The 18205-nt window shown below is 52.1% G+C and carries 18 protein-coding genes and 1 pseudogene; 9 read left to right on the plus strand and 10 right to left on the minus strand.

The window, feature by feature from the left end; translation table 11 throughout:
• Positions 1-246: 246 nt before the first annotated feature.
• From H7U12_RS10460 to ccoS, 4 genes are all read right to left on the minus strand, one after another.
• Positions 247-1452 (minus strand): c-type cytochrome, encoded by a 1206-nt coding sequence (locus H7U12_RS10460; RefSeq protein WP_186637109.1) that lies wholly within the window; start codon positions 1450-1452, stop codon positions 247-249.
• Positions 1449-1643, minus strand: a complete 195-nt coding sequence (locus tag H7U12_RS10465) for a hypothetical protein (protein WP_186637111.1) — start codon at positions 1641-1643, stop codon at positions 1449-1451. The genes H7U12_RS10460 and H7U12_RS10465 overlap by 4 nt, the downstream gene beginning before the upstream one ends.
• A 136-nt stretch (positions 1644-1779) precedes the next feature.
• Positions 1780-3966: a cytochrome-c oxidase, cbb3-type subunit I gene (gene ccoN / locus H7U12_RS10470; protein WP_186637113.1), complete on the minus strand. Its 2187-nt coding sequence runs from the start codon at positions 3964-3966 to the stop codon at positions 1780-1782.
• Positions 3956-4162: a cbb3-type cytochrome oxidase assembly protein CcoS gene (ccoS, locus tag H7U12_RS10475; protein WP_186637129.1), complete on the minus strand. Its 207-nt coding sequence runs from the start codon at positions 4160-4162 to the stop codon at positions 3956-3958. Before ccoS ends, ccoN begins: the two co-directional genes overlap by 11 nt.
• Positions 4163-4603: 441 nt before the next feature.
• On the opposite strand from ccoS, the gene H7U12_RS10480 reads away from it, so the two are divergent.
• Positions 4604-5155, plus strand: a complete 552-nt coding sequence (locus tag H7U12_RS10480; RefSeq protein WP_186637131.1) for an REP-associated tyrosine transposase — start codon at positions 4604-4606, stop codon at positions 5153-5155.
• Between the two features lie 109 nt (positions 5156-5264).
• Here H7U12_RS10480 and H7U12_RS10485 read toward each other — a convergent pair whose 3' ends face one another.
• Positions 5265-6362 (minus strand): type I restriction endonuclease, encoded by a 1098-nt coding sequence (locus tag H7U12_RS10485; RefSeq protein ID WP_186637133.1) that lies wholly within the window; start codon positions 6360-6362, stop codon positions 5265-5267.
• A 486-nt stretch (positions 6363-6848) separates the two neighbouring features.
• Here H7U12_RS10485 and H7U12_RS10490 point away from each other — a divergent pair, with 486 nt between their 5' ends.
• From H7U12_RS10490 to lepB, 6 genes are all read left to right on the plus strand, one after another.
• Positions 6849-7085 carry a hypothetical protein gene (locus tag H7U12_RS10490; RefSeq protein ID WP_186637135.1) on the plus strand — a complete coding sequence of 79 codons (237 nt, stop codon included), beginning with the start codon at positions 6849-6851 and terminating at the stop codon, positions 7083-7085.
• Between the two features lie 149 nt (positions 7086-7234).
• Positions 7235-7666 (plus strand): DUF5655 domain-containing protein, encoded by a 432-nt coding sequence (locus H7U12_RS10495; protein ID WP_186637137.1) that lies wholly within the window; start codon positions 7235-7237, stop codon positions 7664-7666.
• A gap of 158 nt (positions 7667-7824) precedes the next feature.
• Positions 7825-8682 (plus strand): SDR family oxidoreductase, encoded by an 858-nt coding sequence (locus H7U12_RS10500; protein WP_186637138.1) that lies wholly within the window; start codon positions 7825-7827, stop codon positions 8680-8682.
• Between the two features lie 977 nt (positions 8683-9659).
• On the plus strand, positions 9660-10052 hold the full coding sequence (locus H7U12_RS10505) for a YybH family protein (protein ID WP_186637140.1): 393 nt from the start codon (positions 9660-9662) through the stop codon (positions 10050-10052).
• Positions 10053-10287: 235 nt separating this feature from the next.
• Complete coding sequence (locus H7U12_RS22875; protein ID WP_317170761.1) at positions 10288-10668, plus strand: S26 family signal peptidase; 381 nt, start codon at positions 10288-10290, stop codon at positions 10666-10668.
• The gene (gene lepB, locus H7U12_RS10510; protein WP_317170762.1) at positions 10669-11388 is read left to right on the plus strand and encodes a signal peptidase I; all 720 of its coding nucleotides are present in this window, start codon (positions 10669-10671) and stop codon (positions 11386-11388) included.
• 324 nt (positions 11389-11712) lie between these two features.
• Here lepB and H7U12_RS10515 read toward each other — a convergent pair whose 3' ends face one another.
• Entirely contained in the window at positions 11713-12672 is a 960-nt protein-coding gene (locus H7U12_RS10515; protein ID WP_194362530.1) for a LysR family transcriptional regulator, read from the minus strand.
• Positions 12673-12712: 40 nt separating this feature from the next.
• Between H7U12_RS10515 and H7U12_RS10520 the strand changes: the two genes are divergently transcribed.
• Positions 12713-12964, plus strand: coding sequence for a CBU_0592 family membrane protein (locus H7U12_RS10520; protein WP_186637143.1), 252 nt, complete (start codon positions 12713-12715; stop codon positions 12962-12964).
• A gap of 131 nt (positions 12965-13095) precedes the next feature.
• On the opposite strand, the gene H7U12_RS10525 is transcribed toward H7U12_RS10520, so the two are convergent.
• Positions 13096-13353, minus strand: coding sequence for a hypothetical protein (locus tag H7U12_RS10525; protein WP_206683911.1), 258 nt, complete (start codon positions 13351-13353; stop codon positions 13096-13098).
• A gap of 25 nt (positions 13354-13378) precedes the next feature.
• Between H7U12_RS10525 and tyrS the strand changes: the two are divergent.
• Positions 13379-14602, plus strand: a pseudogene (gene tyrS / locus H7U12_RS10530) (tyrosine--tRNA ligase).
• Positions 14603-14777: 175 nt separating this feature from the next.
• On the opposite strand, the gene H7U12_RS10535 reads toward tyrS, so the two are convergent.
• The 3 genes from H7U12_RS10535 to H7U12_RS10545 form a co-directional block, all read right to left on the minus strand.
• A complete protein-coding gene (locus H7U12_RS10535) occupies positions 14778-15329 on the minus strand; it encodes a hypothetical protein (protein ID WP_186637148.1) in 552 nt (183 codons plus the stop codon).
• Between the two features lie 34 nt (positions 15330-15363).
• Positions 15364-15615 (minus strand): hypothetical protein, encoded by a 252-nt coding sequence (locus H7U12_RS10540; RefSeq protein ID WP_186637151.1) that lies wholly within the window; start codon positions 15613-15615, stop codon positions 15364-15366.
• Positions 15616-15699: 84 nt separating this feature from the next.
• Complete coding sequence (locus tag H7U12_RS10545) at positions 15700-18105, minus strand: glycoside hydrolase family 127 protein (RefSeq protein WP_186637154.1); 2406 nt, start codon at positions 18103-18105, stop codon at positions 15700-15702.
• Positions 18106-18205: the final 100 nt, after the last annotated feature.

Raw genomic sequence — 18205 nt, forward strand, 5'->3', positions numbered from 1 at the left:
TTAGACCTGGTGCCGCGCATGCGGCAGGCCTACTGGCCAAGGCTAAAACACAGCGCGAGGCGGGAAGGCGAGGCCTCGCGGCCGTGAGCGCACGGAGCCCAGCCATGGAACAACTCAGCTCATAAACTCATAGACCAGCAGCGCCACGCCAGCAAAAGCAAACTGCATTCCCAAAACAAAACCAAAAAGCCTCTACCAGAGAGGTAGAGGCTTCAAAGCAATCAACGCTAATAAAGGGTAGATATGCTATTTCTTTGGAACGTATTTCTCGCCTTGTGGGGCTTTGGCATTGGCCGGCTTGCTGCCCTGGATACTCAGGATGTAGCTGGACACTTCCAAAATCTGGTCATCGCTCAGCTTTTTCTGCCAGGCCACCATGCCTTTGCTGGTGACGCCGTATTTGATGGTCTTGTAGACATCGTTCACGTCGCCGCCGTGGAGCCAGAATTCGTCGGTGAGGTTAGGACCTACTACGCCCTGGCCTTCGGCACCGTGACAGGCAGCGCAGTTCTGGACGAAGGCGGCTTTTCCGGCTTCCAGTTTAGGCGCTTCGGTGAGCGGTTTGAAGTTGGTGACCTCGTTCACGTTGCCTTCGCTGCTACCAGCGGGGCTCAGCAGGGAGGCTTGCTGCACTTCGGCTTCATACTCGGCAATCTGCAGGTCTCCGCTCTGGAACACGTGGTAGTTCAGCAGGTACCCAATCCCGAACACAATGGTCACGTAGAAGGTGTACTTCCACCAAGGGGGCAGGTCGTTGTCAAACTCAAAGATACCGTCATAGGTGTGGTCTTCCATGAGAATGTCTTTGTGTTTACCGGTGATGGTAGACGTATCTCCGCGCAGCAGGGCAATGAATCGCGCCATGGGGGAATTGCGCAGGGCGGGCTTGTCATACAGCTGGCCTAATAGCGGCAAGGCCTGGAAGAACGTCATCAGCAATACGGCAAACACCAATACCACCAGAAAGCCGATGAGCGCCACCAGAATTTGCGTGGTAGCGGGCAGGGCTCTCCAACTGAAGCTGGCGGCCGGAGCGGCACCATCGGTATTGCCTGCGTCAGTGGGCGCGACCTCCGGGGTTGTAGCCTCGGCCGGTTTGTCGCTCTCCTCTTTCACGTAGGCAATCACGTCTTTGATATCACCGTCTGAGAGGGTGCCTTCAAAGCTGGTCATCTGCACTTTCCCGAACTTCTCAAACACTTCCACGGCTTGTTTATCGCCGGAGGCGATCACCTTGGTGGAGTTCTTGATGAAGTTGGAGATCCATTTCTCATCACGGCGTTTGTGCACGTCTTTGAGGGCCGGGCCCACCACTTGTTCCTGCACGGCATGGCAGGCGGCACAGTTCCCGTCAAAGACGGCTTTGCCTTTCACGGCGTCCTGCGCAGCGGCAGGCTGGGCGGCTCCGGCCAACAACAGCGCGGATGCCAGGTAGGGTATCAATCGTTTCATGACCGTAAGTCTAGTGGGTGGGCTAATCCGTTCTCGTTCTGCAGCGGCATTTCTTTCATGCTTTGGATGTATTCCTTTTTCACCACGACCACGTAGGCAATCAGGCCCAGGAAAAAGACGAAGAAAATGACGAAGGAGATGATGGGATAGATCTCGATGCCGTCTATGGATTGTAAAACACTTTTATACATGGCTATTCTTTTGGTTATTAGTTGGCAGTTGTCAGTTATTAGTTTCTAAGTTGTGAAAACACCTCTGGTTTCATGACTAGCATCAAGAGCCAGTATCTGAACTATTGGCTAACAACTGACAACCATCAACTGACAACTATTTCTCTTCCTTCACTTTGATGTCGGTGCCCAGGCGTTGGAGATAGGCAATGAGGGCCACAATCTCTTTCTCGGGCTTCACGTCAATGTTCTCTTTCTTGAGCTCGGCGGTGATCTCGCGGGCCTGACGCATCAGGTCTTCGTTGGCTCTATCGGCGTAGCCGGGCTCGTAGGGAGTTCCTAAGCCAATCAAAGTCTCAATTTTGGCTTTGGTGTCGCTTACGTCCAGGTCTTTCTCCAGCAACCAAGGGTAAGCCGGCATGATAGAACCCGGAGACATAGAGGTTGGGTCCAGCATGTGGTGGTAGTGCCAGCTGTGCGGGTACTTCCCTCCTACCCGGTGCAAGTCTGGTCCGGTACGTTTAGAGCCCCACAGGAACGGACGGTCATACACGAACTCGCCGGCTTTTGAGTACTCGCCGTAGCGCTCGGTCTCGGAGCGGAACGGCCGCACCATCTGGGAGTGACAGTTCACGCAGCCTTCTTTGATGTAGACATCACGGCCCTGCAACTCAAGGGAGGTGTATGGTTTCACGCTGTCAATGGTAGGCACGTTAGATTCTACCAGGAACGTTGGGATCATCTCCACCAGACCACCAATCAGGATAGCGACGGTTGCGAACACGGCCATTTGCACAGGTCTGCGCTCAATCAAGCGGTGCCAGTGCCCACCGGTGTGCTGCGTTTCGCCTTTGATCACCACGGCAGGCATCAAGGGAGCGGCCTGGGCTTCTTCGTTGGCTAAGAGCGTACCGCTTTTCACGGTTTTCACTACGTTGTAGATCATCAGGAACACGCCACCTAAGTAGAGCACGCCGCCAATACCACGCAGGTAGTACATAGGCACAATCTGCAGCACGGTCTCCAAGAAGTTAGAGTACTGGAGCATGCCTTCGTTGTTGAACTGTTTCCACATGAGGCCTTGGGTGAAACCGGCCCAGTACATAGGAACCGCGTAGAACAGGATACCTAGCGTGCCTAACCAGAAGTGCCAGTTGGCAAGTTTTTTAGAGTACAGTTGGGTTCTGAAGATGCGGGGCAGCAACCAGTACAGGATACCGAAGGTCAGGAAACCGTTCCAGCCCAGGGCGCCTACGTGAACGTGAGCCACGATCCAGTCGGTGTAGTGGGCAATGGCGTTCACGTTTTTCAGCGACAACAGCGGACCTTCAAAGGTGGCCATCCCGTAGGCAGTAATCGCTACTACCATGAACTTTAATACGGGCTCTTCGCGCACTTTGTCCCAGGCACCGCGCAGGGTCAAGAGACCGTTAATCATCCCGCCCCAGCTAGGCGCAATCAGCATGACAGAGAACACAACACCCAAGGACTGCGCCCAGTCTGGCAGCGCGGTATAGAGCAAGTGGTGAGGACCGGCCCAGATGTAGATAAAGATCAGGGACCAGAAGTGGATGATAGACAATCGGTAAGAGTACACGGGGCGGTTCGCGGCCTTGGGCAGGAAGTAGTACATCATGCCCAGGTACGGCGTGGTTAAGAAGAATGCGACCGCGTTGTGGCCATACCACCACTGCACCAGCGCATCCTGCACCCCGGCGTAGCCAGAGTAGCTTTTGAATAGGGTCACCGGAATCTCATACGAGTTCACCAGGTGCAAAACCGCCACTGTCAGGAACGTGGCGATGTAGAACCAGATGCCCACATACATGTGGCGCTCGCGGCGTTTGATGATGGTCCCGAACATGTTCCAGCCGAAAATCACCCAGATTAAAGTAATGGCGATGTCAATGGGCCACTCCAGCTCGGCGTACTCTTTAGAAGTAGTGATGCCCAACGGAAGCGTAATCACCGCCGATACAATCACCAGCTGCCAGCCCCAGAAGTGGATTTTACTTAAGACATCTGAGTACATTCTGGTTTTGCAGAGGCGTTGCAGTGAGTAGTACACACCCATGAAGATACCGTTGCCCACGAAGGCGAAGATCACGGCGTTGGTGTGCAGGGGCCGAACCCGCCCGAAGGTGGTGTACTCGGTGCCCATGTTGAGCTCGGGGCGCGCCAACTGAAACGCGATGATCACCCCGATGAGCATTCCGGCTACGCCCCAGAACAGGGTGGCATAGGCGAAATCGCGGACAATCTTGTTGTCATAATAGAATGTTTCAACGGTCCGGACGCTGTTTTTAAGCGCCTCGCCCGGAGCTTTTAGAACCTCAGCTAACATGTGCGGTGTCCTCCATAGGTTTAGTAGAAATAGAAGTAATAGTCTGTTTTTTGGTTAATTCGTTGTCGAAGAGAATGCGCACGGAAGGCGTGTAGTCGTCTTCGTACTGGCCGGACCGCACCGCCCACAGGAAAGCCCCCAGGAACAGGATGGCCACCAGTAGACTGATGCTGATTAAAAGGAAGATGATGTTCATGGCGCTGCCGGTGTATCTCTCCTGAAACAGGCGGCGGCAGAGAAGTGAGTTTGACTCGTTCGGCGCTTACCTAGCCCTTTCAGTTGATACAAAGGTCAGGTAAAGGTTGCGCTGAAAAGATGACGTGCGTCAGTTTAGGGGGTGATTGATGTCAGAGGGGTGTTGGCGGATTGCGCCAAAGGCACGGAAGTAAATCCGCGCCATCGTACTTAAATAGAAAGCTTACCTTTCTAGAATTGCATAAGGTTATTAAGCTTTGTATCTGTTCTAATTACCCAAGTTTAAGCTCTTTTAATTAGCTGAGCTTTAAGCCTATTTTAGTTTTAGGCCGGCTTTTCCAAAACTTCCCCTTTTCTACAATGGCGCGGAAGTTACTTCCGTGCCTTACGAGCCTTTTTATCGTAAATACCACTACAACACCGCTGTGCGCACGATCTGCCCATGAGTGAGAAATACAAAGCCAGGAACCAGGAGAACATCCATTTTATCACCTTTGCGGTGGTAGGTTGGGCAGATGTATTTACCAGACGCGAATACAAAGACCTACTGGTAGAGAGCCTACAGTATTGCCAAGAAAAGAAAGGGCTTCAGATTTTCGGATGGTGCATCATGTCTAATCATTTGCATCTTGCGCTGAGGACTGACGAACGTTTCCCCTTAGCTGCCGTTGTACGGGATTTCAAAAAGTACACGTCAGTAGCCTTAGTAAGAGCTATTCAAGAAAACATACAGGAAAGTAGAAAAGAGTGGCTTCTCGCTTTATTTAGAACTACTGCGGAAGGAAGCAGTAAACACCAAAAATTCCAGTTCTGGCAAAATCAATACCACCCAGTAGAACTCACCGGCAATGAGCTACAACAACGCTGCCTGGATTACATCCACAACAACCCGATAGAAGCAGGTTTCGTCAGAGAACCCGAAAGCTATGTCTATAGCAGCGCAATTGATTATGCGGGCGGAAAAGGTTTATTGAATATTACTCACATGGAGTAGCTGGTAAGTCACGGAAGTAAATCCGCGCCATAGAAAATGATTATAAGTAAAAAAGCAAGACGAGCTCTTTAATAGCTCGTCTTGCTTTCTGAACCGGATAACAGACTTCTTAATTAGCAGATACTGCTTTCATATCATAACTCAAGGCGGTATTTATCAATTGATCTGCATGAGCATAAATGTCATCAAGGCTCTGGATTTCGTGTCTGGATTCCTTTTTAGCTTCATCGAACAGAACAATCGTCTTTTTTGCTCCTTCTAAATTTAATCGGCAGATAGGACGGCGGTTATTATCATCCAGAAGAATACCAAAATAGCTTTGGGTGTCTCTATGGAATACTCTGTTTGCGTCTACTTTCCCTCTCAAAATGGAGCGAACTATGTAAAAGGCTTCCTTTTCCATTTCAGTAGTCACGACCTTGTTGATGGGTTCACTATTCACCGGTTGAACAGTAGTATCTTCCTCAACTCTTGCATGTACAAAGCCTCTATCCTCTTCTGACGCCAGAGCAGATTTCAACCGGTCGCTAATCATTTCGGTTACCAAACCATTAATGGATTTCTTAACCAATCCGGTAAACTGCTCTAAAACTTTTGCCGTGATTGCTCCTGATACAATTTGTTTGGTAAAGTGCTTCACGAATGCATCTGAAGGACTCGCCATTTCCTCCAACATGATTCTTTTGATTTCTTTGGCATACTTGAGTTCGGTTGCTGAACTCAGAATATTTTCCAGGCTAAAATGGGACTTATGATACTTTTTAAGCTCAAATAAAGTATGCTCGTTTACCTCGGTAATATTGAATTCCCAGAAAGGTTTATCATCCATTTTGTTCGCTTCAACCAGGTCTGTATAGAACCTATAGGTAATTCCATTTGTGAGGACACCAAATCTGGCAGCAGTTACATGAAAGTAGCGGTGGAGTTGAGAATTATGGACATCTAATTTCTCTTTCCAGTGCTTACATTCAATGATGATGGAAGGGGCACCATCTTTGAAAATACAATAATCCACCTTCTCTCCTTTCTTAATTCCTAAATCTGCCACATATTCAGGCACAACTTCCATAGGATTGAATACATCATATCCTAACGCCGAAATAAAAGGCATTACAAAGGCCATCTTTGTAGCTTCTTCCGTCTGAATAGACTCCTGCAGACGAGACACTTTCTCGCCCAAAGCTTTGATTACATCTTGAAAATCCATGATTCAATATTTTTTTAAGGTATAATTTCTTTCATTAGAAAAGATAGATATTTTACATTGCAAATACCTAATATTTTTACATTTTTTCCTTTTGCAACTTGCTAGGGCGCGGATTTACGTCCGTACCTTTCTTGATTATTTTCAAAAAACTTTTCTTATTAAGCGCTACTTTTGTCAAACTGGTTTAAAGCGTTTTCTTAAGTCACGGAAGTAACTTCCGCGCCATAGCACCAGATCGAATTGCCGCGGGTTTTCCGACATTCACACCAAACCCGCAGCCAACTTTTCCCAAGTCTTGAGTACGGGCTGGTGTACACGCTGCTCTACAATAGCTGGATCTAAGGCCAATTTCTGCTTGTAACGCAGCTGCGGAGTTGAAGCTGTTTTAAGGCTATTTCTTTAAAATCAGCCCCAAAACGAAACTGCTACTTACCAAGCAAACATTCCCTTTTTGTGATTTTGCGTATATTTTGGAAGAATACAGAGATGGGCGCATTGAAAGGAGATCTGCATAAATTGATTGAGACCACGGAAGACGTAGCGCTTCTGCAGAACATTTTTATGATTCTTTCCAGCCGACAGCAGCAGCCGGGGCACATCTGGAGCAGCCTTTCTGAGGAACAGAAACAACAAGTCTTGGACAGTGAGAAAGAAATTTCTGATTTCTCGGCTTGGATGTCGCATGAAGAGATGATCAAAGCCAATCAGCAATGGCTCAAATAATCTGGAACAAACGCACCACGCAGCAATTCCAACAGCTTCAACAATAATAACCGGCAAAACCCTTCAAAAAAATAACCAACCCTTCTACTTTGGGGAATAGTTGATTTTGGCCTATTTTCCAGAAACTAAGCTCAAAACACTGACTGCCTATGTGGACCTGCCCCACCTGCACCCAACAGTTCCTGAGAAACAATCAGGCCCACTCCTGTTTAGACAAAACCGAGGCAGATTTCCTGCGCGGCAAATCAGAGAAGACCCTATCCTTGTACCATCATTTTCTGGAACAGTACCGTACCATTGGAGATTTCAGGATGCACCCATCCAAGTCTATGCTCTCCCTGGCCAAGAACACCCGCTTCTGTATGATTTACAAACTGGGTAGAAACTTCATAGACATTTACATTCCGCTCAACAAAGTGTACGCTGATACGCTGTGCTTCCATAAAATTGGACAGATAGGCGAAAAGCAAACCAACCACTGGCTAAGGCTGTATGAACCCGAAGACATTAATGAGGAAGTGCTACACTACATGCGGCTGGCCTATGAGGCGGATGCCGAGAAAGGAAGAAAAAGCAAATGAAGAGGAAACGTGTTAGGGCCATTTTCAGCAAAACAGGCCTAAAGTAGCCCCTTTCCCGCTGCCAGAAACGGCAGTATCCCCTTCCATAGCGGGCCACCGTGTGAGTTTTGCCAAAGCCTGCGTATAGCATAGAAAATTAGACTATAAACCTGAAGACTATGAAAACAATAGCCATTACCGGAGCAACCGGACAACTGGGCCGCCTGGTGGTAGAGAAACTGAAACAAAAAGGAACGCCTGCTCAACTGGTGGCGCTGGTGCGATCCCCGCAGAAAGCCGCCGACCTGGGCGTGGAAGCCCGCGAAGCCGATTACGACAAACCCGAAACCCTGAGCCCGGCCCTGCAAGGCATAGACACCTTACTCCTGATCTCCGGCAGCGAGGTGGGCAAACGCGCCAAGCAGCACCAGAATGTGATTGATGCCGCCCAGAACGCCGGCGTTAAATGGATTGTCTACACCAGCCTGCTCCACGCCGACACCTCCTCGCTCACCTTAGCCGAAGAACACCTCGCCACCGAAGCCGCCCTGGAGAACTCGGGCATCCCCTACACCCTGTTGCGCAACGGCTGGTACCACGAAAATTACACCGGTTCCTTTGGCGGAGCCCTGGCCGGAGGCGCGTTCATCGGGAGCGCCGGCGAAGGCAAAATCTCCTCGGCGGCTCGCGCCGATTATGCCGATGCCGCCGTTGCAGTTCTCACGAGCGAAGGCCATGAAGGCAAAGTCTACGAACTAGCCGGAGACGACGCCTACACCCTCCAGGACTTAGCCGCCGAGATCTCCCGCCAGACCGGCAAAGACATCCCCTACAAGAACCTGCCCGGAGCCGAGTACGCCGCCGCCCTCACCGGTTTCGGCCTGCCCGAAGGCCTGGCCCAGTCCATCGCCGGCTGGGACGTGTCAGCCTCGCAGGATGATCTGTTTGATGACAGCCGCCAGCTCTCCACGCTCATCGGGCACCCCACCACCCCGGTATCCGCAGCGGTGACAGCTGCCCTCCAGGGAATGTCGTAAAACGAGGTGACTGGAAACTAAGTGGCTGACAAGGAAAGAGCCCACGAAACAGGTGGATGGAAACTCATCTACTGAAGCGATGACAGGCGCAGATGTGCGCTAAAACCATCTCCGGTTTAACCGAAACCAACCAATGCATCACCCAGGAACCCGACTGTCCTCCCCAGTCGGGTTCTTTGATTTAATCTCCCCCTTTATTTGATCTCCACCTTTAGAGCAGGCAGGCCGTTAAGCTCTAAAGACCGGTAAACTCTAAAACTATAGCTGATTCATATAGCTAGTTGTCATAGTTGGTTGATATAGCTAATTGATATGGTTGGATGATATAGCTGGTTGATATAACTGGTTCAAGTTTCCAACTTGGACCTAAAATGAGCTGAAGTTTGCAACTCCAGTGAGCCGTGAGGCTCAAAATAGGCAGCAATGGGCAATGCCTTCTCGAAGGAATCAAACCATTGAACTAGAACGTAACGGCCCTACCTGTATAACAAGACTGTTACGTTCCAAGCTCCGATATTTGTCATCCCGATGAAAGGATGAGAGAATTTTGTAACCCCCGCTTTCTGCCACCATAAGCGGTAAGGCTGGCGGATGACAAATCCGCAGGTATTCAACTTCAGAAATACAAATCCCGAAGAGCATTGCGTGTTGGAGAACGTAACGGAACTGCTGGAGAAGGATTCTCCTTTGGGGCCGTTTTCCTGAAAACAGCCCCGTTTCACCGGACGCTCCTGAATAGACCGCACGAACTGTTCAGGTACTCGTGTATTCAACCCCATCCGCCGCCAAATCTGCCTACCCGATTGCAAAATACCCGTACTACCTTTTACAGCATGCTGCCTGTGCGGCAGTGCGTTTGCATTGCCTTGGACCTCCGGCGGGGAGTACGTGTAGACCAACTAATCAAGTACGGTCTGCCAGGCTCCTGACAACTGACTTGTATCACTTACCACCACCATTTTCCACCTCTCCACCCTATGGAAGCACTCAGCACTGACATCACCGATGAAATCAAAAGCCTAAATGCCTCGTTCGTTTCTTCCTTTAACCAAGGTGATGTTGGGAGCGTCGCCAATCTGTACACCAAAACCGCTCTGCTGCTGCCAGCCGGCAGCGAAACCGTCAAGGGCCGCGAAGCGATTGGGCAGTACTGGCAGAATGCCCTGGAGATGGGCGTGAAAGAAATGGATTTGCACACGGTAGAAGTGGAACAACTGGACCTGACCGCCATAGAAATGGGCACGTACACCCTCAAAGCCGAAAATGGCCGGTCGCTGGACCAGGGCAAGTACATGGCCGTCTGGAAGAAAGAAAGCGACCACTGGAAAATGCAGAAAGACATCTGGAACAGCAACCAGCAGCAATCCTAACCAAAGCACTTCCCAAAAAATAAATCTAACGGCCCTGCAACAGCGCCCTCCCTGGGGCTTCTGTTTCAGGGCCGTTTTCATGAAAAGAAGCTTAAAACAAACAACGCCGGGCCAGCCTGTTCCCCGGAAGAGCGCGGGTGTTGCCACCGGAAGTATTTAGCGGTTAGGCCACAATAAATCCCACCAAATATAGTTTTATTCTATATTCCTTCTCTGGGCTTAACTTCCTGACACCATGCGATTTCCCTTCCGGACTAAAAAAGAGAAAGCTCCCGCTCCCAAGCCCAAAAAATCCGCTCTGCGGGAATGGGGCGATGCCATGATGTTTGCCGTGGTCTGCGCCACGTTCATCCGGTGGCTCACCTTTGAGGCCTTCGCCATCCCCAGCTCGTCCATGGAAAAGTCACTGCTCACCGGCGACTATCTTTTGGTGAGCAAGCTGCATTATGGGTCGCGCACGCCCATGACGCCGGTGCAGGTACCGCTTACCCACCAAACCATCTGGGGTACCCATCTCCCCTCCTTTTCAGACATCGTGCAGCTGCCCGCTTATCGGTTGCCGGGCTTCTCAGAGGTGCAGCACAATGACCCGGTGGTTTTTAATCACCCCGAGTAAGTGGAGCGCCCCGTGGACCTGAAAACCTACCTGATCAAACGCTGCATTGGGGTAGCCGGTGACACGTTGGAGATCAGGCGCAAGCAAGTGTACCTCAACGGCGTTCCAGCCCCAATCCCGGCCAAACTCCAGTACAGTTATTACCTCCAGACCGATGGCGACGTGCAGGCGAAGTTTTTTCAGAAACACGGCATCACCGATGTGTACCCCGTCCAGGGCGGCTATTTTCTGCACACCTTGCCCGAAACGGCCGCCAAGCTCCGCACCTTTGATTTCATCAGGGAAGTCACCTCTTTAGAAGCCCAGCCCGGCGAGGCCGATCCCCGGGTTTTCCCGCAGGCTCCCGTCACGTACGCCTGGAACCAGGACAACTTCGGGCCGCTGTACATTCCCAAAGCCGGAGCCACCGTGACCCTCACACCCCAAACGCTGCCGCTGTACGAAAAGATCATCCGGGAATATGAACACAACCCTAACGTGGAGGTGAAAGACGGCAAGCTCTTCCAGAACGGCCAGGAAATGACCAGTTACACCTTCCAACAGAACTACTACTTCATGATGGGCGATAACCGGCACAACTCCCATGACTCCCGGTTCTGGGGTTTTGTACCCGAGGAATACGTGGTCGGGAAAGCCGTCCTGGTCTGGCTGTCCACCGACTCCAGCGCCACTTTTACAGATAGAATCCGGTGGAACCGGTTGTTCAGCAGCATCAAGTAAGACACCCCTAACAAGCTTTTCCTCTTTCAACAGAAACTCCACCGGTGTATACTGGTGGAGTTTCTGTTTCAACGCAGATGCCTGAAGCGTTTCTGGCCGGTTTTCAGGAAAAAGGCCTTAAAACGGCTTATTATTGATGCCGCGGAAGTTACTTCCGTACCTTACCCAGCTTGTAGGGGCAATCCCTTGTGGTTGCCCTTTTGCGGTGAACACACAGGTAGGGCAACCACAAGGGATTGCCCCTACAAAAATCAGCGAAAATAATCATCACACAGGACGGAATGCGTGTTCATCATGGAGCGCGTCTCACCCCATGAGCACCCGCTAAAACAGCAAACTGCTGCCAGCGCCGGTTTTGTATTCCTGGGCTACCTGCTGCACCAATTCCAGCACGTTCTTCAGCACGGCGCTGGTATCGTCTTTGCGCCAGGTCACGTAGAGGTTCACTTTCTGCGGCAGGTGGATGAACCGGACGTTGGGCGGCGCCCCGAAGGCGTAGGAACTGGGCATCACGGTGATCCCCAGTCCGCGCGCGACCAACCCCAGGATCATCGCTCCGAAATCAGACTCAATGTAGACGTTGGGCGTGAAGTCATTTTCCTTGAACATCTGCCGGAGGCTGTTCACATACAAGGTGCGGTGGTGCAGGCCAGACAAGATGAACTTCTCCTCGCGCACGTCCTGCAGCCCGGTGAAATTCTCCTGGGTTAACCAATGGCCCTGCGGCACAATCAAGGCGAACGGCTCTGAGTACAGGCAAAGCGATTGCAGGGCGGGGTTTTCGGCGGGATCTCTTCTGATGGCCAGGTCTATCTGGAAATTGAGCAACAGTTCCTCAAAGCTGATGTCCATGGGTTCTACCAGTTCCACCTTGAGCTCGGGCAAGGTCTGGGCTACCCGGGAGACCACTTCGGGCAGGAAGCTGTACGCCACGGAGCCCGGGTACCCGATGCTGATGGAGCCAAACGCGCCTTCGTGTATTTTGCGGGCCTGCCTGTGCGTGCGGTTAATCTCCTCCAGGAGCGGCAGCCAGCGGTCGCGCAGGAAAGCCCCGGCCTGGGTGAGCTTCACGCTGCGCTTGCTTCGCTCAAACAACTGCACGCCCAGCTCTTCTTCCAGCGCCTTGATCTGCCGGCTCAACGCCGACTGCGTGATGAACATCTTCTCGGCGGTGTTCCAGAAGTGCAGTTCCTCTGCCAGGGCTAAAAAGTATCGTATCTGCTGAATGTCCACGGCCTGTGATTTGGTTTGTGCATTAGTTAACCCAATAGTAGCATTTTTCAAGTCCTGCCGCCGCCGTTTCTTTGTACAAATTTACACGTCCATGTTAGCCTTACAGAAATACCTACGAGAAGCCATTGGGTGGGCCGGTGCCCTCTTTTCACTTTCGGCGTTCAGTTTGAACAGCCTCAACGTGATCAGCAGCCAATCTATGGAATATTTGCTGATGAACGTGATCGGCTGCTTTTTCCTGATTCTGTACGCGGTGCACAAAAAGGCTCACGCCAGCTGGGTCTTGAACTCCATCTGGCTCTTAATCACGGCCGTAGCTCTGGTCAAAGTATTCCTGGCCTAACCGCGTCTTTCAGTTAAAAACGTTGTTCCTGTTTTGGGCCTCTTTTCAGAAAACCAGGCCTAAAACAGACGGAAGTTCACGGAACGCTTCTCTCTCATATCCGTTTTGGGCTTGGTTTTCTGAAAACGGGCCTATAACATTAGCATTTGGAGTTTAAAGCAAGAGTTCTTTCCTTTGCCTTGTTCAATAGAAAACAGATGACCCTTCATCAGCAATCCTTTTATCCTTATTCCGCCTATTCTACCTATTACCCAATAGCCGTAGCCTGGGATTGCTATCTTTGATTTGACGTAAGAATACCTCATCATATAGAAGCCCAGGTTCTCACGGACCTGGGCTTTTTTGTTTTCTGCCCGGTCCTGCCTGTTGCTTTTTTCAAGCAAATCCATCTTTTCACTTATCCCTTTATCAAGCATGCACACCGCAGAACAACTGAGCGTCCTGAAAGAAAACGTAGAGATCTTCCTCCCCGAAAAGGCCCTGGAAGAAAAGCTACAGCTCGCCCAAACCGAAAACCGGCCTTTGGTCATCAAACTGGGTTTTGACCCTACCGCGCCCGACCTGCACCTGGGCCACGCCGTGGTGTTGAAGAAACTCCGGTAGTTCCAGAACTTCGGGCACACGCTGGTCATCATCATCGGGGATTTCACCGCCCGCATTGGTGACCCTACCGGCAAAAACAAAAGCCGTCCGCCCTTGAGCGCGGAACAAGTACAGCGCAATGCCGAAACCTACGTGAACCAGCTGTCCAGGATTCTGGACGTGAGTAAATGCGTGATTCGGTACAATTCTGAGTGGCTGGGCCGCATGGACATGACCGAGACGGTCAAGCTACTCTCGCAGGTGACGCTGGCCCAGATCATGCAGCGCACCGATTTTAACAACCGCTTCGCCAACGGTCTGCCCATCTCGATGCACGAATTGGTGTACCCGCTGCTCCAGGGCCACGACTCCGTGATGATCTCCGCGGATATTGAGATGGGCGGCACCGACCAGCTGTTCAACTGCTCCATGGGCCGCCAACTGCAGGAAACTCAGGGCCAGCCCGGGCAAGCCGTGTTGTGCATGCCCCTGCTCAAAGGCATTGACGGCTCCGCGAAAATGAGCAAGTCAGAGCACAACACTATCGGGCTGATCGATCATCCGAACGAGATGTTTGGCAAAGTCATGTCCATTCCGGATGCCCTCCTGCCCGAGTACCTGCACCTGGTCTCTGATTTCACCGCAGCGGAAAAGCAGACGCTCCTCGGTGCCCTCCAGCAGGGCGAAAACCCCATGGAACTCAAGAAGAAGATCGCCTGGAACGTGGTCGCGCAATACCATTCGGCCCAGGACGCGCAGCTGGCGCAGGAGTTTTTCCAGAACCAGTTCCAGAACAAACGGTTCGAGGAAAAGGAATTCCGTTCGGTCTCACTGGCTTCGTTGAACCTTTCGCCCGCAAACTCCCTGAAACTGCTGGATCTCTGTAAGGAACTGAAACCTGATGAAAGCCGCTCTAACCTGAAAAGGCTCATAGAGGCGGGAAGTGTGACCGTAAACGGCGCCAAAGTTACTGACGCCCAGAATCCCGTGGAGATCAGCACCCACTCGGTGAAGGTACGCATTGGCAAGCGCGGGTTCTTTGAAGTAACGGCGTAACGCACCGCCGGACCTGCGCACAACCAAAATCGGTTTAGGGCCTGTTTTGTGAAAACAGGCCCTAAACCGATTTCTTTCGGCAAAAAAGACATCGGCACCAGAAAATGGTCAATACGTTTTTGCCCTGCTTTCTGGAAAATGCACCCAAAACTCCTTTTTCTCTGTGATTGCGGGGTTAGCGCATGCTCATCAGAAAAGGCATGATGTTTTCACTGGTGACCAGAAAGACGGTTTCATTTTCTGCATCCGGCTGCGGCTTATCAGTGGCGTAGCCGGGTAAGAGGTTGGGAAGTGTTTTCTCCCAGGCAGCGCCTTCTTCCATGCCCGGCACGAAAATGGGGATTCCCGGCCCTTTCTTTTTCAGGAGCAAAGCCACCACTTCCACCGAGTTGGCCAACCGCTTGCTGATGGCAATGCAAGCGGTGTACAACGCCTGCTCTTCCGGAGACAGCAGTTCGCCCTTTTTCTGCTTGAAGTCCTGGTAATACTGGCACAGGTCGAAAAGCAGCTTCGCTACCAGCAGGTTGGGTTCCTGCGCCCAAAGTTCGCGCATGCGGTTGGCCTTGGACCCTGTGCCCCGGTGGTACTTTTCACTCCGGATGTCTAGGCCCACGCTCTTGAAAACAAATGCTTGCAAAGCGGCATCGGTGAAATTAAGCAGATACCCTTGCTTCATTTTTAGAAGACTTTCTAACTTCTGTTTTTCCTGGGCGGTGATCTCTGACATATCCTTGAAATTAGGGGGGGGTGACACATTCAATTTATCGTCCTTTTCCGGGGCGCGTGGTGCCCTTCGGGATGCGCGCGTCCTCGAATCCCCGGTTCTGAATCAGCTCGCCGTACAAGCCGCCCTCGCCGCCGTGGCTGATCTCCTCAGAGAAAATGCCGTGCAGCGTGGGTGATACTTTCTTCTCCCGTTTCTGGGTGTCAATGGTGATGGTCGCCTTCCGTTGTCCAAAACACACCGAAAACGGCAGTAACCAAAGAAGAAGAATACTGATTCTAGCGTTCATCAAGCGGCAATCTTTCGTTTTGGTGTAGGATGGGACTTGGGTTTCAGGCCCGTTTTACAGAAACGTGTCGTAAACTGATTAGACCTATTTTACCGACCACTCATGGATGCCGGTGGCGGTTTCCTGGGGCAACTGGATCTCCATCCGCAGCGCGGTGGTTTTCACAGGCTCAAATTTCACCAGGTTGTACTTGTCCTTGGCGATCTCGTAGGCGGTGGTGTTTTTCACCGGCACCCATTTCTCGCCCTGTTTGTAGAAAATCTTATAGCTGGCCGGAACGGTGCAACCGCCCCAAGGGCTGTCATCAAACCAGTATACCTGCGACTCAGACACCGTATGCTCCTGGTTGAAATCTAGCTGCACAAATTCTTTGGTACCTTTGTTGGGCCACCAATGCAGGTACGGGTAATTGGAATCGCGGGAGTCTACGGGGTCATATTGGTCTACCAGGGCCGCCAGCGTTCTGGTGTTTTTGATGGAAGCCGAGATCTTGCTGGTGGAAGCGACAGTTGGCGCGGGTTGCGGTTTGGCCGCCGAGGCTTCATACGGTACCCACACGGTCATGTCCACGGAGCCGCGGTTGGCCCAGGCGAAGTACGGGATGGCCTTCACCGGTTGCTTTGTTTGCAGCAAGGCCGTGGAGTTGGCTTGCCGCTTGGTGCCTACGCCGCTGGTCTTGATCACGTGCACGCCGTTCAGCAGACTGGCCTCAAAGGCTTCCTCTACGGGTGCGGCTTTTTCTACCATAATGTTGTGCACCAGGTTGTCTTTGTTATCGGGGCCTTCCAGGCAGTACACCAGCGGCCCGCGCTGGAACGTGAACTTCCCGAGGTCGTCTTTCACGTTCTGGTTGGCCAGCACCTTCTCGGTTTCCATGGGCAGGTCCAGGGTGATTTTATCGCCTGTTTTCCATTTCCGCTGCAAAACGGCGTAGCCTTTGTCCAGGCGGTACTGAACGGGTTTTCCGTTCACTTTTAACACGATGGGCTTCTTGGTGGCATCGGCGAAGGTGTACAAGTCACCGGGCACCGGCTGTTGCTGGGCCCAACCGGGTATTCTGAGTTTGAGCGTGAAATCCTTGTTTTTCCGGGGGTCTACTTCAATGTCAATGGTGCCGTTCCAGGGGTAGTTGGTGGTCTGCTTCAGGCTCACCTGACCGGCGGGCAGGTTGATGTCGCTGGCGCTGCTCATGAACAGGTTCACGTACAGGTCATTGTTGTTCTGCGCGTACACATACCCCGGCACCGAGGGCAGGAACCGTGTCATGTTGGAGATGCAGCAGGCGCAACTGAACCACTCGCCTCGCTGGTGCTGCCCCATGGAGGCCAGCGGATTAGGGTAAAAAAACCGGTTCCCCTGCAGGGAAATCCCGGATAAAAGGCCGTTGTACAGCGTTCTCTCCAGCACGTCTATGTATTTGGCATCGCCGTGCAGCAAAAACATGCGGCTGTTCCAGTACACGTTGGCGATGGAGGCGCAGGTCTCGGCGTACGCCGACATGTTGGGCAGGTCATACGCCTTCCCGAAAGCCTCGCCGTTGCCTGTGGCCCCAATTCCGCCGGTGATGTACAGTTTCTTGGTCACCACATCGTTCCAGATGTCATCAATGGCTTTCAGGTAGCTTTTATCGCCGGTGAGGGCGGCAATGTCGGCCATGGCGGTGTACATGTAGGTGGCGCGCACGGCGTGGCCCACGGCTTCATGCTGGTCCACCACCCGGGCGTGCGCCTGGTTGTATTCGGTGCCCTTTGGTCCGCGCACGTCCAGGAAGAACTTGGCTAGGTCTAAGTACTCCTTCTTGCCCGTGATGCGGTACAGCCTCGCCAACCCAATTTCCACCACCTGGTGGCCGGGGTACTTTTCCTCTTTGCCGTACCCGAAATCCTTCACCAGCAGATCGGCATTCTTCAGGGCGATGTTCAGCAGGGTTTTCTTGCCGGTGGCCTGATAATGCGCGACCGCCGCCTCAAACAAGTGGCCCGAGTTGTACAACTCATGGCTGAGTTCCTCCTCTTTCTCCCAGCGCTTGCTCCCGATCCAATCATGCGGCTTGGCGGCCTTCACCGTCCGGAACGTAAAGAGGTAACCATCCGGCTCCTGCGCGTCGCCAATAATGGTGATCAGGGAATCCACGTAGGCATCCAGCTTGGGGTTCTTCTGCACCTGCATGGCGTAGGAGGCACCTTCAATGACCTTGTAGATATCGGTGTCATCAAAGGTGAACTGGCTGAGTTTGTCGCCTTCCATTTTACCGGCGGCCCGCAGGAAGTTGTCAATCCGACCCTGCTCACGGCTCTTCTCCAGCGTATGCGGAATAGTCACCGTGGCGTTCACCTGCATTTTAGGCGCCCAGAACTCATCCTGCACGTGCACATGCGTGAAGGACACCGGCTGAATGGGATAGTCATTGTGTTTATGTTGCGCCACCAAGGGCTGAGCCAGAAAAACCAACCCGCTTACCACTAGGGCCCTGCATCTGTTTAGGTACATATCGTTCAAACTGTTTGGATTTGGATAGTGGTGATTGCCGGAAGACCAGAACCAATCTCCGCCGTAGAAAAAGGCGCCTTGACCAGCCCCTTTGTTATAC

This window comes from Rufibacter sediminis (assembly GCF_014269285.1).
In the GTDB taxonomy this organism is placed as follows: Bacteria; Bacteroidota; Bacteroidia; order Cytophagales; family Hymenobacteraceae; genus Nibribacter; species Nibribacter sediminis.

Excerpts from the sequence above, each read along its gene's own strand:
- H7U12_RS10485 (WP_186637133.1), bottom strand. The coding sequence starts at position 6,362 with ATGGATTTTCAAGATGTAATCAAAGCTTTGGGCGAGAAAGTGTCTCGT.
- H7U12_RS10490 (WP_186637135.1), top strand. The coding sequence starts at position 6,849 with ATGGGCGCATTGAAAGGAGATCTGCATAAATTGATTGAGACCACGGAA.
- ccoS (WP_186637129.1), bottom strand. The coding sequence starts at position 4,162 with ATGAACATCATCTTCCTTTTAATCAGCATCAGTCTACTGGTGGCCATC.
- H7U12_RS10540 (WP_186637151.1), bottom strand. The coding sequence starts at position 15,615 with ATGAACGCTAGAATCAGTATTCTTCTTCTTTGGTTACTGCCGTTTTCG.
- H7U12_RS10460 (WP_186637109.1), bottom strand. The coding sequence starts at position 1,452 with ATGAAACGATTGATACCCTACCTGGCATCCGCGCTGTTGTTGGCCGGA.
- H7U12_RS10495 (WP_186637137.1), top strand. The coding sequence starts at position 7,235 with ATGTGGACCTGCCCCACCTGCACCCAACAGTTCCTGAGAAACAATCAG.
- H7U12_RS22875 (WP_317170761.1), top strand. The coding sequence starts at position 10,288 with ATGCGATTTCCCTTCCGGACTAAAAAAGAGAAAGCTCCCGCTCCCAAG.
- ccoN (WP_186637113.1), bottom strand. The coding sequence starts at position 3,966 with ATGTTAGCTGAGGTTCTAAAAGCTCCGGGCGAGGCGCTTAAAAACAGC.
- H7U12_RS10545 (WP_186637154.1), bottom strand. The coding sequence starts at position 18,105 with ATGTACCTAAACAGATGCAGGGCCCTAGTGGTAAGCGGGTTGGTTTTT.
- H7U12_RS10505 (WP_186637140.1), top strand. The coding sequence starts at position 9,660 with ATGGAAGCACTCAGCACTGACATCACCGATGAAATCAAAAGCCTAAAT.
- H7U12_RS10465 (WP_186637111.1), bottom strand. The coding sequence starts at position 1,643 with ATGTATAAAAGTGTTTTACAATCCATAGACGGCATCGAGATCTATCCC.
- H7U12_RS10535 (WP_186637148.1), bottom strand. The coding sequence starts at position 15,329 with ATGTCAGAGATCACCGCCCAGGAAAAACAGAAGTTAGAAAGTCTTCTA.
- H7U12_RS10480 (WP_186637131.1), top strand. The coding sequence starts at position 4,604 with ATGAGTGAGAAATACAAAGCCAGGAACCAGGAGAACATCCATTTTATC.
- H7U12_RS10520 (WP_186637143.1), top strand. The coding sequence starts at position 12,713 with ATGTTAGCCTTACAGAAATACCTACGAGAAGCCATTGGGTGGGCCGGT.
- H7U12_RS10500 (WP_186637138.1), top strand. The coding sequence starts at position 7,825 with ATGAAAACAATAGCCATTACCGGAGCAACCGGACAACTGGGCCGCCTG.
- H7U12_RS10525 (WP_206683911.1), bottom strand. The coding sequence starts at position 13,353 with ATGGATTTGCTTGAAAAAAGCAACAGGCAGGACCGGGCAGAAAACAAA.